The following is a 14,400-nucleotide window of genomic DNA, read 5'->3' on the forward strand; positions in this document are numbered from 1 at the left end:
TCTGCTCGTCAGCGGTGGGTTTCGGGTGCGTCGGCGCCGATGTCGAATCCGGCGCTGTACTCGACGCCCGATTCCGGGGCGACCGGTTCGCCCGTGTCGGCGTCGGTGCAGTAGGCGCTGAAGACCTCTCCTTCGGTGAGCGGTACGAGACTGCCGCGGATCAGCCGCCAGCCGTGGACCCGGTCAGGGGTGTCCGGACGGCTCGTACGGAGGACCACTCCCCCGCGGCTCTCCAGGGCGATGCCCACCGCGAGGACGGTGGCGAACTCGGCTCCTTCGGTGGAGTCGAGCCGGGCCGGGCCCGTGTCGCCGCACTCGGTGTGGAGGACGGCCAGGAGCTGTTCGTTCTCCGTGGGGGTGCTGCACACCACGTGGTGGGTGCCGGGCCCGGCTGTCGCCAGGAGGCGGGCCAGGAGGTGCGAGGCCCGGTCGAAGGCGGCGCGTCCGATGTCCTGCCCGCAGTCGGCGCAGTCGCCGAGGCCGGCCAGGAGCATCGTGGCGTACTCCCAGGTGGCGCGGCGGACGGCCCGGGCGACGAGGAGCGGGACCAGGTCGTCGATGGGCTGGCCCGTGTAGGTCACGGTGGCGCCGACCGCGGCGAACTCGGCGGTGAAGCGGGTGCGGCTGGCGCCGCTGTCCGGGTCGAGGCCCGCTTCGGCGCAGTACTCCGCGTAGTCCTCGGGGTCGAAGAGGGCGACGGTGGTGTGCATGCCCTGGGCGGCGAGCGTCCTGAGCAGTCCTTCGACCTGCTGGAGATAGACGGTGTGGTCGTCGAAGGTGAAGCTGCGGTAGAGCCTCATCGCCGCGAAGTCCTGGGCGTCGACCAGGAGGCCGATGGTGTTGGGTGCTTCGCGGCGCAGCGTGCGCCGCATGGATGTGGTCTGCCTGTACTGCCGGGTGTGCGCCATGTGTCCCCCTGTGCGCTGTGGATCAATGCTCACTCAGCGTAATCAGGGGGACTGACAGTGGCCCTGCCGTGCGGTGGGTCAGTGGCGTGTGCGGGCGAGCTCCACGTAGAAGTGGAGGAGTTCGAGGTTGTCCACGGAGCCCGGGTTGACGGCCTTGGCCAGGGGCGTGCCCTGGAGGAGGCGCTTGACCGGAACCTCGATGCGCTTGCCGGTGAGGGTGTGCGGAATGGCGGGCACCTCGATGACCTCGTCGGGCACGTGGCGCGGGGAGAGGTTCTCGCGGATGGTCCGTTTGATGGTGTCGCGCAGCCTGTCGTCGAGGGTGGCGCCTTCGGCGAGGTGGACGAAGAGCGGCATCCAGTAGCCGCCGGCGGGTTCCTCCAGGCCGATCACGAGGGATTCGCGGATCTCGGGGAGCCGTTCGACGGCCTCGTAGATGTCGGCCGAGCCCATGCGTACGCCCTGGCGGTTGAGCGTGGAGTCCGAGCGGCCGTGGATGACGACCGAGCCGTGGTCGGTCATCGTGATCCAGTCCCCGTGGCGCCAGACGCCGGGAAACATGTCGAAGTAGCTGTCGTGGTAGCGGCTGCCGTCGGGGTCGTTCCAGAAGCGGATGGGCATCGAGGGCAGCGGGTTGGTGACGACGAGCTCGCCGACCTCGCCGGTGAGCGGCTTGCCGGTGGCGTCCCAGGACTGGAGGTCCGTGCCCAGGCAGGGGGCCTGGAGTTCACCGATGTGTACGGGGAGCGTCGGGACCGCGCCGGCGAAGCAGCTGCAGACGTCCGTGCCGCCGCTGACCGAGGCGATCCAGAGGTCTTCTGCCACCTCGTCGTGGAGCCAGCGGAAGCCGTCGGGCGGCAGCGGGGAGCCGGTGGTGGCCACGCACTGGACACGGGAGAGGTCGTAGTCCCGTCCGGGGTGGATTCCGGCCTTGCGGCAGGCCATGACGTACGCGGCCGAGGTACCGAAGAGGGTGGCTCCGGTCTGTTCGGCGACACGCCACTGGGCGCCGACGTCCGGATAGCCGGGGCTGCCGTCGTACAGCACGACCGTGGTGCCGGTGAGCAGGCCGGAGACGAGGAAGTTCCACATCATCCAGCCGGTGGACGTGTACCAGAAGAAGCGGTCGTCGGGACCGAGGTCGCAGTGCAGGCCGATCTGCTTGAAGTGTTCGAGCAGGATGCCGCCCTGGGACTGGACGATCGCCTTGGGGAGTCCGGTGGTGCCGGAGGAGTACAGCACCCAGAGCGGGTGGTCGAAGGGGACCTGCTCGAACACGGGCTCGGTGTCCGCGGCCGTGAGGGCCGACCATTCGAGGGTGCCTTCGGGCGCGTCCGTGCCGAGCAGCGGGATGTGGACGACGGCGCGCAGGGTGGGGAGGTCCCGGCGCAGCTCCGCGACGGTGTCGGTGCGGTCGTGTTCCTTGCCTCCGTAGCGGTAGCCGTCGACGGTGAACAGTACGACGGGTTCGACCTGCTGGAAGCGGTCGAGGACGCTGCGGGCGCCGAAGTCCGGGGCGCAGGAGGTCCACACCGCGCCGACGGCCGCGGTGGCGAGGAAGGCCACGACCGCTTGGGGGACGTTGGGGAGGTACCCGCTGACCCGGTCGCCGGGGGTGACGCCGAGCGCGCGGAGTTCGGCGGCGAGTGAGCCGACCTGGCGGCGCAGGGCCGACCAGCTGATCGGCACCTGGGTGTGGTTCTCGTCGACGTGGAGCAGGGCGGGCGCGCCGGCCCTGAGCGGGTCCTCGGCGGTGCGCAGGGCGTGCTCCGCGTAGTTGAGGGTGGCGCCGGGGAACCACTGGGCGCCGGGCATGGAGCGTTCACCGATGACGGCCTCGTACGGGGTGGAGAACCGTACGTCGAACCAGTCGGCAACGGCCTTCCAGAAGGTGTCGAGTTCATCGACCGACCAGCGGTGCAGTGCCGCGTATCCGCCTTCGGCCGGTGCTCCGTACCGCCCGGCCGCCCAGTGCTGGAAGCGGGTGACGGCCGCGGCGGCGATGCGGTCGTCGTCGGGCTCCCACAGGGGGGTTTCGTCGGCACGTGCGGTCATGGAACGGCTCCTGGATGTAACGGGTACGCGGGTGGGCGTGTCGCGCGCACGTGCTGGGGTGTGCGCGTGAGCGGCTTTCACGGACGATGCCATGTGATCGTCTTTCGCACCAGGGTTGGCCTGCCATGGTTGCGTGTCCCGTTATGTGGTGGGGCCACGGGTGAACGGAAGTTGAACGCGGCCCGGTCGTACGCCGCAGGCTGGCAGGGTGGGCCGCATGGACGGTCGTGACCTGGTGCGCTCGGTGAAGATGGTCGGTTCGGTACAGGGGCTGCGCACGGTGCGCACCGCGTGGCGGCACCGGCGTGCGGACGCGCGGGCGCTGCCGCCGCGCGGTGCGGAGCGGGCGAGGGTGCCGGGCTTGTTGACGGGGGCCGATCCGGGGCCCGGCGGGGGCGTCCTGAAGTTCGCCCGTTCGGAGCTGCGGATACGTGTGGCGGCGGGCGGTGCGGTGTTCTGGGCCTGGGACGGGGCCGGGCCGTTGCCGTCGTACGCCCTGCCCGGTCCCGAGCCGGAACCGGACCCTCGTGCCGCGCTGGAGCCGGACAAGGACGGCGGCTGGCAGGTGGTCTCGGAGCGGTTGACGGTCGCGGTGTCGCGGCACGGGGCGGTCGAGCTGCGGACGCCCGGAGGTCTGGTGCTCCGCCGGGAGCTGCCGCCGCGCTGGTGGGAGCCGGTGGCGGGGGGCCGGGCGCGGTGGGTCCAGCGGTCCGAGGTGCCGGCCGACGCGCGGTTCTTCGGGCTGGGCGGGCAGGCCCGTGGTCTCCGGCTGCGCGACGGTACGTACCGGCTGTGGAACCCCGGGCCGGGCGGGGGTCCGGGTCCCGGTGACGATCCGCTGTGTCTCACGATGCCCGTGCACCTGGTGGTGTCCGACGCGGGTACGCACCTGGCGTTCCACGACAACTCCTGGTCGGGGCAGGTGACCTTGGGCGAGGGCGAGGAGGGCGCGGGCTCCGGGCACGACAGGCCGGGCACCTGTGAGGTGCGGATGGACGGCGGTCCCCTGCGGTGCTGGGTGGTCGCGGGGACACCGGCCCGGGTGCTGCGGGGGTGGACCGCGTTGACCGGTGCGCCCGCGCTGCCGCCGTCCTGGGCACTGGGTGCGCAGCATGCCCGGTCGGGGTCCGGGGGTGCGGAGGAGGTACGGCGGATCGTGGCGGGGTACCGCGAGCGGAAGCTGCCGCTGTCCGTCCTGCACCTGGACGGCGACGCGCGGCAGGTGTTCACCGGAGGCGGAGAGCAGGTTCCGGGTCCGTCCCGGCGGGCGCAGGAACCGGCCGAGGGCGGTGTCCGGCTGGTGTCGGTCGTCGGAGCAGCGGTGGAGGCGGCGCCGGGGAACGCCGTGTTCGACGCCGGGCGGCGGATCGGCACGGCTGGTGCGTATGTCAGGGACGCCGGGGGGCGTGCGGTGCGTGGCGCGGGGCGTCAAGGTGCGTACGTCTATCCGGACTTCACCGATCCGCTGGTACGGGAGTGGTGGGGCACGCTCTACGAGGAGCGGCTGGACCAGGGGTTCTCCGGTGTGTGGCACGACGTGGACGCGCCGGCCTCCTTGCCGGCGGTCGGTGGTCCGGGGCTTCCCCTCTCGGCGCGGCACTCGCTGGAGGGCCGAGGTGGTGATCACCGCGAGGCGCACAACCTCTACGGGCTGGCCATGGCCCGGGCCGGTTACGAGGGCCTGCGCCGGCTGCGGCCGGACGAGCGGCCGTTCCTGGTCTCGCGTTCCGGGTGGGCGGGCGTGCAGCGGTACGGGGGTGTGTGGTCCGGTGACGCGGCGGCCGGCTGGCCGGGGCTGCGGGCCTCGCTCGCCCCGGTGATGGGTCTCGGGCTGTGCGGGGTGCCGTACTCGGGGGCGGACGGGGACGGGGCGGAGGGCGCGCAGGCGTCGACGCCCTCGCCCGAGCTGTATCTGCGCCGGCTCCAGCTGGCCGCGTTTCTGCCGCTGTTCCGTACCCGTGCGGCCGTGGGCACGGAGGGGCGGGAACCGTGGGAGTTCGCGCCGGGGGTCCTCGAACATGCGAAGGCCGCGCTCGACGGGCGTGAGCGGCTGCACCCGTACTTCGTCTCGCTGGCGCAGGTGGCCCGGCTGACGGGCGCCCCGTATGTGCGGCCGTTGTGGTGGGGTTCGCCCGGCGACCGCACCTTGCGGGACTGCGAGGACGCCTTCCTGCTGGGCGATGCGCTGCTGGTGGCGCCGGTCCTGGAGTGCGGGGCGGAGCGGCGGGCGGTGCGGCTTCCGCGCGGGCGCTGGTACGACACGGTGACCGGGGAGGCGTACGAGGGGCCCGGGCAGGTGGTGGTGGGCGCCCCGTTGTCGCGGATTCCGGTGCTGGCGCGGGCCGGTGCGGTGATTCCGGTGCGGGGTGCGGAGGGCGTTCTCGAACTGGAGGTGTGGGCTCCGCCGGTGGGGCGTTCGGGCGGGGGCCTGGTGGTGCGCGATGCGGGCGACGGATGGGCACAGGCGGAGATCGAGCGGTACACGACACGGATGGCGGGCGGGCGCGTGGTGGTCGAGCGGGAGGGCGAGGAAGGGGAGGCGGTACCTCCGGTGCGGGTGCGGGGGCTGTAGCGGGGCCGCCGGCCCCGGCGTCAGCCGTACTGGCCGGCGAACCAGGCGTGGGCAGCGCGGGTGTGGAGAGGGAAGGCCAGTTCCCGGGCGGTGCGCAGCACGTCGTAGCCGTCGGTCTCGTCGGTGGGTACGGAGGGCGGGAGCGCGGCGGCCGGGCGCGGGGGCAGCAGGCCGAAGAGCAGAAGGTGGCCGTCCGGGCTGCTCATCGCGTCGGCCAGGCGGACGTCCTGCTCGTGGGCCTCGATGCCGGTTTCCTCGCGGAGCTCTCGTACCACCGCGTGGCGCCAGTCCTCCGTGTGGTCGACGAATCCGCCCGGGAGCGCGATTCCGCCCAGCTGGGGTGGGATGGTGCGGGTGATGACGACGAGTCCGCCGCCCTGCGTGTCGGTGACGGGCAGCAGGGCCACGGCGACCGGGAGCGGGTTGCGGTAGGCGGTGGCCCCGCACGCGGCACAGGTCCGGGGCCAGGAGGTGGCCGATTCCGCGGAGTACGGCGTACCGCAGCTTCCGCAGTAGGCGTGGGAGGCGGGCGGCGTTGGCGGGTTCGTGGGCGCGGACACGGGCGGACTGTATCCGATCACTCTTCCGCGGGGCCCTCGGAGCTGATAGACGATGTGCGCATGACAGGAATTCGCACTGCCTTCCGCACTCTGGCGGCCACGGCCGCCACCCTGCTCGCCGTGACCGTCGCCGCCCCGGTGGCCGGGGCCTCACCCGAACCGAAGGCCCCACGGGAGTTCGTCTCGCTGCGATCCGTCGATCCGACGATCATTCAGGAGATGCGCTACACCACCCCCCACAACTTCATGGGCACGCCCGTGGACGGCTACCGGCAGCCGGTCTGCATCCTGACCCGGCCCGCCGCCCGCGCGCTGCACGAGGCGCAGACCCGGCTGCTGCGTCAGGGCTATTCGCTCAAGGTGTACGACTGCTACCGGCCGCAGCGGGCCGTGGACCACTTCGTGCGCTGGGCGAAGGATCTCGACGACCAGGCCATGAAGGGCGAGTTCTATCCGCTCGTCGACAAGACGCGGCTGTTCGAGGACGGTTACATCGCGGAGAAGTCCGGACACAGCAGGGGCAGCACGGTGGACCTGACTCTGGTCCGGCTGCCGGCCCTGCCCACGCGGCCATATCTGCCGGGCGAGGCGCTGACGCCCTGCTACGCACCGCAGTCCGAGCGTTTTCCCGACAACTCGGTCGACATGGGGACGGGTTATGACTGTTTCGACACCCTGTCGCACACCGACGACCCGCGGATCCAGGGTGTCCAGCGCGCCAACCGGCAGCTGCTGAAGCAGACGCTCGTCGGCCTGGGCTTCGTGAATCTGGCCGAGGAGTGGTGGCACTTCACCTTCAAGCCGGAACTCTTCCCCGACACCTACTTCGACTTCCCGGTGGCCACCCGCTCCGTCGCGGGGCACTGAGACAGGCTTCTGCCTCCTGCCTGGGAACGGGCGGCCGGGACCACCCCCGTCGGCTCCGGCCGCCCGTTCTCCTCTTCGGACGCGGAAAGGCCGTATCCGGTTGCCGTTCCAGCCATTACGGTGCCGGTATGTCACAGCAGACGTTCGATTCGTACGAGGAATTCTGGCCGTACTACGTGGCGATGCACTCCCGGGCCGCCACCCGCTGGGTCCATCTGACCGGGACGCTGACCGGCCTCACGATCGCCGCCTACGGGCTGGCGCGCGGGCGGCGGCGGTACGTGGCGGCGCTGCCGCTCATCGGGTACGGGGCCGCCTGGCCGGCGCACTTCTTCATCGAGAAGAACAACCCGGCCTCGTTCGGGCATCCCGCCTGGTCCCTGCGCGGTGACGTGCAGATGATCCGGATGATGCTCGCGGGCCGGGACGGGGAGCTGGCAGAGACCGCCGCCAAGTGGCTCGCCGAGAACCGCTGACCGTGGCACACTTCTGACGTTCCGTCAGATTCAGTGCCGGGGAGGGGCTTTGTCGCACACGCGCACACCCGTAGTGGCCGGTTGGTTCACCGAGGACTGCACCGAAGAGGACTTCCGGCTGCTGGGGACCCGCTGCTCCGGCTGTTCCACGGTCTCCTTCCCCCGCGAGGACGGCTTCTGCCGCAACCCCGGCTGTCCGGGCGGGGAACCGGCCGAGGTGCAGCTCTCCAAGCAGGGCACCGTCTGGTCGTTCACCGACGGCCGCTACCGGCCCCCTCCCCCGTACGTCTCCGATCCGGACGTGCCCTGGGAGCCCTGCACCCTGGTCGCCGTCGAGCTGGCCGCCGAGCGCATCGTCGTCCTGGGACAGGCCGCGCCCGGAGTGGGGATCGCGGACCTGACGATCGGGATGACGGTCGAGGCCGTGCCCGGCGTGCTCGCCGACGCCGTCGGGAGCGAGGACCTGCGGGCGACGTGGAACTGGCGGCCCGTGCCCACCCCGGATTCCGGGGCACCGGACGGAGGCGCGGCATGACCGGCGACGTGGCGGTTCTCGGGGCCGGGATGCACCCGTGGGGCAAGTGGGGGCGCAGCTTCGTCCAGTACGGCAGGGTCGCGGCGAAGGCGGCGCTCGCCGACGCGGGCCTCGACTGGCGCGACGTGGGCTCCGTGGTCGGCGCGGAGACCGTGCGGGGCGGCTATCCGGGGTACGTGGCGGGCGCGACGTTCGCGCAGGCGCTCGGCTGGCAGGGCGCACGTGTGACCAGTGTGTACGCGGCCTGCGCCTCGGGCGCCCAGGCCGTCAACGCCGCCCGGGCCCAGATCCTGGCCGGCCTGGCCGATGTGGTCCTGGTGGTGGGAGCGGACGCGGCGCCCAAGGGCTTCTTCGCCCCGGCCGGCGGCGACCGGCCCGACGACCCCGACTGGCTGCGCTTCCGGATCCTCGGGGCGACGAACCCCGCGTACTTCGCGCTCTACGCCCGCCGCAGGATGGCGCTGTACGGGGACACGACCGACGACTTCGCCCTGGTCAAGGTCAAGAACGCGGCGGCGGGCGCCCTCAACGCCAACGCCCGGTACCGCGCGCCCGTGACGTCCGCGCAGGTCGCCGCGTCCGCCGTGGTCGCCGATCCGCTGCGGCTCCTCGACATCTGCGCCACCTCCGACGGCGCGGCGGCCCTCGTCCTGTCCAGCATGGAGTTCGCCAGGCGCCACGGCGCCGGGAACCCCGTCCGTATCCGCGCCGTCTCGACCGTCACCCCGACCTTCCCGAGGACCGTGCTGGACCTGCCCGACATCGCGACGGACTCCGCCGTGGCGGTGGAGCCCGCTCCGGAGAGCTTCCGCGCCTCGATCGCCCGGGCCGCGTACGAGGAGGCGGGCCTCGGTCCGACGGACCTCTCGCTCGCCGAGGTGTACGACCTCTCCACCGCGCTGGAGCTGGAGTGGTACGAGGACATCGGGCTGTGCGCGCCCGGGGACGGCGCGAAGCTCGTACGCGAGGGGGTGACCGCGCTCGGCGGCGGTGTTCCGGTCAACGCCAGTGGCGGGCTGGCCTCCTTCGGGGAGGCGGTGCCGGCCCAGGCGATCGCTCAGGTCTGCGAGCTGACGTGGCAGTTGCGCGGGACGGCGGGCGACCGTCAGGTGCCGGGCGCCCGTGCCGGGATCACGGCGAATCAGGGGCTGTTCGGCCACGGTTCCGCCGTGATCGCGGTGCGCTGAGGCGGGGCCGACCGGGGTACGGGCCGCCCGTACGACGCTTGACCCGTACCCCGGTCGGCGGGGGTACGGGCCACGTGCGGCCGTGCCGGTCAGGTCGTCGCGGGTTCCCGGAGCCGGTCGGCCCGGGCCATCGCGTGTTCCACCACCGCGACCAGGACGTCCCGTACGGACGGGCGGTCGCGGGCGTCGCACAGGAGCACCGGCACCTCGGGGTCGAGGTCGAGCGCCGCCTGGACCGTCTCGACGGGGAACCGGTCGGCCCCCTCGAAGCAGTTGACGGCCACGGCGAACGGGATCGCCCGGCGCTCGAAGTAGTCGACCGCCGCGAAGCAGTCCTCCAGGCGTCTCGTGTCCGCGAGGACGACGGCGCCCAGGGCACCCTGGGACAACTCGTCCCACAGGAACCAGAAACGGTCCTGCCCCGGTGTGCCGAACAGATAGAGCACCAGGTCCTCGCGCAGCGTGATGCGGCCGAAGTCCATCGCCACCGTGGTGGTGGTCTTCGCCTCCACGCCCTCCAGGTCGTCCACCGGACGGCCCGCCTCGCTCAGCCTCTCCTCCGTGCGCAGCGGTCTGATCTCGCTGACCGCGCCCACCAGGGTCGTCTTGCCCACTCCGAAGCCGCCCGCCACCAGGATTTTCAGGGTAACGGGCTCAACGGGCCGCCTCTTGCGGCTAGAGCGCCCGAAGGCCATTGATCACCTCGCGAAGAATGTTCACGTCCGGCAGCTCGGCCGGCGGAACGGGACGGGTTACGTGCACCAGCTCGTCCTCCACGAGATCACCGACCAGGACCCGGACCACCCCGACGGGGAGGTCCAGCCCGGCCGCGAGTTCCGCGATCGACTGGGGCATGTCACTGCAGAGTTCGACGATCTCCACGTGTTCCGGGGAGAGCGTCTGGTCCCGGCCTGGATCGTCGGCCGCCGGTTCGGGGACGACGATCGCGATCAGGTCGAGGCGGTGGCGGGACGCGCTGCTCGTACGCCCCCGGGTCATCGCGTACGGGCGGACCACAGGTCCCGCGTCGGCGTCGTACCAACGCGACGACTGGGAGCCGGCGGGCGGGGCCGGGGATCCGGAGACGGCGCCCCGGGAGGAGTCAGCGCTCATGCCATCCACTCACCCTCCGGCGGGCAGACCGGTCGTCCGGGGGGCGTTGGCCAGGTGGGCCCCCACCCGCTTGACCATCAGCGTCATCTCGTAGGCCACCTGACCGACGTCGGAGTCGGAGTGGGCCAGGACGGCGAGACAGCTGCCGTCGCCGGCCGCGGTGACGAAGAGGAACGCCTCGTCGAGCTCGACGACGGTCTGGCGCACACGGCCCGCGTCGAAGTGACGGCCCACGCCCTTGGCGAGGCTGTGGAACCCGGAGGCGACCGCCGCCAGGTGCTCACTGTCCTCCCGGGTCAGGTCCTTGGACGTGCCGGTGGCGAGACCGTCGCTGGAGAGCACCAGCGCCTTGTGGATGCTGCCGACGCGGTCGACGAGTTCGTCGAGGAGCCAGTTGAGTTCGCCGGAGCCGTGGCGGCTCGCGTCGGGTGCTGCGGCGTTCGGTGCGGTCATGGACCGTCCCCTCCCGGAGTGGTTCCTGGTGCTGTCTCGCCGCGGCCGGCCGTGTCTTCGGCGTTCTCACGCCGGCCACGCTGCCAGCCACGCTGTAGCGAAGCCATGCGATTGCGTACTTCGTCCGCGTCGCGTTCGAGGTCGTCGACGGCGTCCGCGGGGGTGTGGGCGGGAGTCCGGTGTGCGGATTCCTCCCGGAGCTGGGGGGCGAGGTTCGCCTGCCGGACCCGGCGGGGCAGACCTCCCACGGTCTCCCGTACCGGTCCCGCGGCAGGGGCCTCGGGGGACGACGGGAGGGAGTCCGCGCCGGTGACCGTGGGGTGGGCACGGCCCGCCTCGTCCACCCGGCGGCCCCGGTCGGCGACCAGGGTCGGGGGCTTGCGACGGGGCAGGGGCACCGGCCCCGCCGGACGCATCGGGCGGACATCGGCCTCGCGTCCGCCGGTCTGGTCGGCGGCCTGCTGGTGCTGGTCGCGGTCGGCGTCGCGGCGCACGTCCCGGGCACGGAAGATGCCGCCGCGTTCGCTCTCGGTGTCCTCCAGGTCGGAGACGCCGTCGAGCACGGGAGCGAGGGCCGGGTCGAGCTCGGGGTCGACACGGTTCGGGGCCTGCGGGAAGCCCAGGGGGTCCAGCGGACCTTCGAGTTCCACGGGCCCGTCGAGGACCGAGGGTCCGACGAGTCCGGTGGGCACCGGAGACAGGACGGAGGAACGGCCGCCCTCCTTCGTACCGCTGTCGGTGACGCCGTCTTCGCGGGAACCGGCACCTGCGGGCGCGTCGATGCCCGGGCGTCCGCCGCCGATCGCCCGTTCCGCTCTGCGGTCGAGACGGAATCCGGTGCCGTGGGTGTCCGGTGCGTCCGTCAGCAGGGCGGCCGGGATGAACACGACCGCGGTGGTCCCTCCGTACGGGGACCTCTGGAGGGAGACGCGTACGTTCTGCCGCTGGGCGAGCCGGCTGACCACGAAGAGGCCCAGCCGGTCGGTGTCGGAGAGCTCGAAGTCGGGGGTCTCGGCGAGCCGGAGGTTGGCGTCGAGGAGAACCTCGGGGGCCATGCCGAGGCCGCGGTCGTGGATCTCCAGCGTGAATCCGTTGGCGACGCGCTCACCGTGCACCTGGACCGCGGTGTGCGGCGGCGAGAACACGGTGGCGTTCTCCAGGAGTTCGGCGATCAGGTGGGTGAGGTCGGCCACGGCGGGGCCGCCCACTCCGATGCGCGGCAGCCGGCGGACCTCGATCCGTTCGTAGTCCTCCACCTCCGCGACCGCGGCCCGCACCACGTCCATCAGCTGGATCGGCTTGCGCCACTGGCGGGACGGGGCGGCTCCGGAGAGGATCACGAGACCCTCGGCGTGCCGCCGCATGCGGGTGGTGAGGTGGTCGAGCCGGAAGAGGTCGGCCAGCTCGTCGCTGTTCTCGGTGCGCCGCTCCATGGCGTCGAGGAGCGTCAACTGGCGGTGCAGGAGTACCTGGTTGCGGCGGGCGAGGTTCACGAACACCTCGGAGACGCCGCGGCGCATGTCGGCCTGCTTGACCGCGGCCTCGACGGCGGCGCGCTGGAGCGTGTTGAGCGCCTGGCCGACCTGTCCGATCTCGTCGCGCTCGTACTGGAGGTGCGGGGCCTCGGTCTCGACGTCCACCTGTTCGCCCGCGGCGAGCCGGCGCATCACGCTCGGCAGCCGCACACCGGACACCTCGTGGGCGTCCTTGCGGAGCCGGGAGAGGTCGCGGACGAGCTCACGGCCGATCCGTACGGAGACGAAGATCGAGACGAGCAGCGCGAGGAAGCCGAGCACACCGGCGACCCCTGCCTGGACCAGCACGCGGTAGCCGGCCGGTTCGGCGCGGTCCTGGAAGCGGTTGGTCATCTCGGTCGAGTCGTTGGCGAGCAGGTTCAGGACCGGTTCGGTCACTTCCTGCCAGCGCTCCGCGTCGACGCTGCCCGGCTTCTTGAAGGGGCCCGCGCCGATGAGCGTCCTCTCCGCGGTACGCAGGGGTTCGGTGTCGGGGCCGCCCCAGAACCGCTCCATGCGGCGGCGTTCGGACGCCGGCAGGAGTTCGAGGTTCACCTCGTACAGCAGCTTGCGGCCGGCGACCAGGTCGGAGGCAACGCGCAACTCACCGGCGTCGAGCCGGCCGGCGATCAGCCCGGAGGCGATCAACGCGTCCTCGCGGGAGAGCATTTCGCGTGCGCGTGAGACCCCGACCAGGGCCCGGACCTGCTTGTCCATCGATACGTTCTCCATGGTGTGGAGACCGTTGAGGAAGCGGTAGCAGGGGTCGATGAGCCGGTTGTAGAACTCCAGCGCCCGTGCGCGGTCGATGGTGCGCCGCTCGACCGACTGCCGCAGGGCGTCCAGGCCGTCGACGGCGCCGAGGATCGAGTCGAGCTGCTCCTCCGCGTCCGGCCGGAGCGTGTCGCGGATGCCCTCGTGCTGCGCGCTCTCCCTGACGTCCGCCACGACGCGGTCGGTGGCGGCGCGTTGGCGTCGCAGGAGGGGCAGGGCGTCGGAGGCCCGGGGGTCGGCGAGGAAGATCAGTGTCTGGCGGCGCTCGCCCTGGACGGCACGGACCGTGTCCTCCAGAGGGTGGCCGACCTTCTCCATGATCGAACCGGCGCCCATGAGTTCGCCGGCCTCACGGCCCGTGATGTAGGTGGCGAAGACCCAGAGGCCGGTGAGGGAGACGAGCGGCACCATCAGCAACGCCACGATCTTCCTGCGGATGGACTTCCCGCGAAAGCGCATGGCCTCCCCCAGCTCGGCCCCGCGGTGCGGGGTGGTTACGTCGGTGGCTCGCCGGTCCCTGTCGGTGTCCGGTCGGCGTTCCGTCGGCATCCGTCAACAAACGGCGCGAGCCTACTACTGACACCGAGACAACTCGAAGGCGCGTCCGGGCGAATTTCGGCCGCCCTGGCGCGACTTGATCAGGAGTTGTCCTGGTATTCCCGGAGATGAAATTCGCGAAAGCGACAGCTGAGGCCCTGGGGACTGCCACATTTACCGAACAGTCAGTTGGCTGGATTTCTTCGATCCGTGGCCTTCGGGGCCCGATGACCCCCTTCGGCGGGAATCTTCACAGCCTGGCATTCGTCCATCTGTACGGGGCAGGAAGCTGAATGGGTGCGTACGGCAGGGCAGGAGACGCCGCCCGCGTGGAACGGCCGTAATCCGGGCAGTCACCCTGAAGTCGGACAGCGGTGGGGAGTTGAAGGTTCGTGGACACGGAAGAGCATCGGAGCGAGCGGCCGTCGGAGCGGTCGGACCGGATTCCGCGGCAGCTCTGGGTGGAGGAGCCCGCGGTGCGTCGGCGCATGCCCGACCCGGTGCGGACGGCGGCCGTGCGGGCCGTACTCATCACGTCGCTGACGCTCATACAGGGCATGGTGGCGTTCCTGTGCGCCATGGCGGGCTCGTGGCCGGCCTTCCCGATCATGCTCAGCAGTGTGGGCAGCACGGTGATCGCGACGTGGTCGGTCCTGGACGTGTGGGTCACGCGCCAGGTGTGGAATCAGCGCAACGGTGTGGTGTCCGTGCCGAGCAGCACGGCGCGGCGGATGCGGCGCGAGCGGCGGCGGGCCCGCCGGACGGCCAGGAACGCGGAGCGGCAGGCCACGCGGATACGCCGCCGGGACACGGGCGGCCTGTCCCGGGCCTGACCGGCCACCGCGTCCC

At 71.9% G+C, this 14,400-nt stretch carries 13 protein-coding genes; 6 read left to right on the forward strand and 7 right to left on the reverse strand.

Annotation, left to right across the window (positions count from 1 at the left end; all coding sequences use genetic code 11):
- Nucleotides 1-8: 8 nt before the first annotated feature.
- Both OG230_RS05265 and OG230_RS05270 read right to left on the reverse strand, forming a co-directional pair.
- A complete protein-coding gene (locus OG230_RS05265) occupies nt 9-908 on the reverse strand; it encodes a hypothetical protein (RefSeq protein ID WP_328908956.1) in 900 nt (299 codons plus the stop codon).
- A gap of 78 nt (nt 909-986) precedes the next feature.
- Entirely contained in the window at nt 987-2,963 is a 1,977-nt protein-coding gene (locus tag OG230_RS05270; protein ID WP_328908957.1) for an acetoacetate--CoA ligase, read from the reverse strand.
- A gap of 217 nt (nt 2,964-3,180) precedes the next feature.
- On the opposite strand from OG230_RS05270, the gene OG230_RS05275 reads away from it, so the two are divergent.
- Nucleotides 3,181-5,535 (forward strand): glycoside hydrolase family 31 protein, encoded by a 2,355-nt coding sequence (locus tag OG230_RS05275; RefSeq protein WP_328908958.1) that lies wholly within the window; start codon nt 3,181-3,183, stop codon nt 5,533-5,535.
- A 20-nt stretch (nt 5,536-5,555) separates the two neighbouring features.
- On the opposite strand, the gene OG230_RS05280 is transcribed toward OG230_RS05275, so the two are convergent.
- Nucleotides 5,556-6,095 carry an NUDIX domain-containing protein gene (locus tag OG230_RS05280; protein ID WP_328908959.1) on the reverse strand — a complete coding sequence of 180 codons (540 nt, stop codon included), beginning with the start codon at nt 6,093-6,095 and terminating at the stop codon, nt 5,556-5,558.
- A 60-nt stretch (nt 6,096-6,155) separates the two neighbouring features.
- On the opposite strand from OG230_RS05280, the gene OG230_RS05285 reads away from it, so the two are divergent.
- The 4 genes from OG230_RS05285 to OG230_RS05300 all read left to right on the forward strand — a co-directional run bounded on the left by OG230_RS05285 (nt 6,156) and on the right by OG230_RS05300 (nt 9,160).
- Nucleotides 6,156-6,962, forward strand: coding sequence for a M15 family metallopeptidase (locus OG230_RS05285; RefSeq protein ID WP_328908960.1), 807 nt, complete (start codon nt 6,156-6,158; stop codon nt 6,960-6,962).
- Between the two features lie 128 nt (nt 6,963-7,090).
- Complete coding sequence (locus OG230_RS05290; RefSeq protein ID WP_328908961.1) at nt 7,091-7,438, forward strand: DUF962 domain-containing protein; 348 nt, start codon at nt 7,091-7,093, stop codon at nt 7,436-7,438.
- A 49-nt stretch (nt 7,439-7,487) separates the two neighbouring features.
- Entirely contained in the window at nt 7,488-7,973 is a 486-nt protein-coding gene (locus OG230_RS05295; protein WP_328908962.1) for a Zn-ribbon domain-containing OB-fold protein, read from the forward strand.
- Nucleotides 7,970-9,160: a lipid-transfer protein gene (locus OG230_RS05300; RefSeq protein ID WP_328908963.1), complete on the forward strand. Its 1,191-nt coding sequence runs from the start codon at nt 7,970-7,972 to the stop codon at nt 9,158-9,160. The genes OG230_RS05295 and OG230_RS05300 overlap by 4 nt, the downstream gene beginning before the upstream one ends.
- Before the next feature lie 89 nt (nt 9,161-9,249).
- Here the strand turns inward: OG230_RS05300 and OG230_RS05305 are convergent, their stop codons facing one another.
- From OG230_RS05305 to OG230_RS05320, 4 genes are read right to left on the reverse strand one after another with little or no spacing between them, the layout of a single operon-like run.
- Nucleotides 9,250-9,855 (reverse strand): GTP-binding protein, encoded by a 606-nt coding sequence (locus OG230_RS05305; RefSeq protein ID WP_173311122.1) that lies wholly within the window; start codon nt 9,853-9,855, stop codon nt 9,250-9,252.
- Nucleotides 9,836-10,273 (reverse strand): DUF742 domain-containing protein, encoded by a 438-nt coding sequence (locus OG230_RS05310; RefSeq protein ID WP_328908964.1) that lies wholly within the window; start codon nt 10,271-10,273, stop codon nt 9,836-9,838. Before OG230_RS05310 ends, OG230_RS05305 begins: the two co-directional genes overlap by 20 nt.
- Before the next feature lie 9 nt (nt 10,274-10,282).
- The gene (locus tag OG230_RS05315) at nt 10,283-10,726 is read right to left on the reverse strand and encodes a roadblock/LC7 domain-containing protein (protein WP_328908965.1); all 444 of its coding nucleotides are present in this window, start codon (nt 10,724-10,726) and stop codon (nt 10,283-10,285) included.
- Complete coding sequence (locus OG230_RS05320) at nt 10,723-13,473, reverse strand: sensor histidine kinase (RefSeq protein WP_328908966.1); 2,751 nt, start codon at nt 13,471-13,473, stop codon at nt 10,723-10,725. The genes OG230_RS05315 and OG230_RS05320 overlap by 4 nt, the downstream gene beginning before the upstream one ends.
- A gap of 470 nt (nt 13,474-13,943) precedes the next feature.
- On the opposite strand from OG230_RS05320, the gene OG230_RS05325 reads away from it, so the two are divergent.
- On the forward strand, nt 13,944-14,384 hold the full coding sequence (locus OG230_RS05325; RefSeq protein WP_328908967.1) for a hypothetical protein: 441 nt from the start codon (nt 13,944-13,946) through the stop codon (nt 14,382-14,384).
- Nucleotides 14,385-14,400 lie beyond the last annotated feature (16 nt).

The organism is Streptomyces sp. NBC_00234 (assembly GCF_036195325.1).
Classification (GTDB): domain Bacteria; phylum Actinomycetota; class Actinomycetes; order Streptomycetales; family Streptomycetaceae; genus Streptomyces.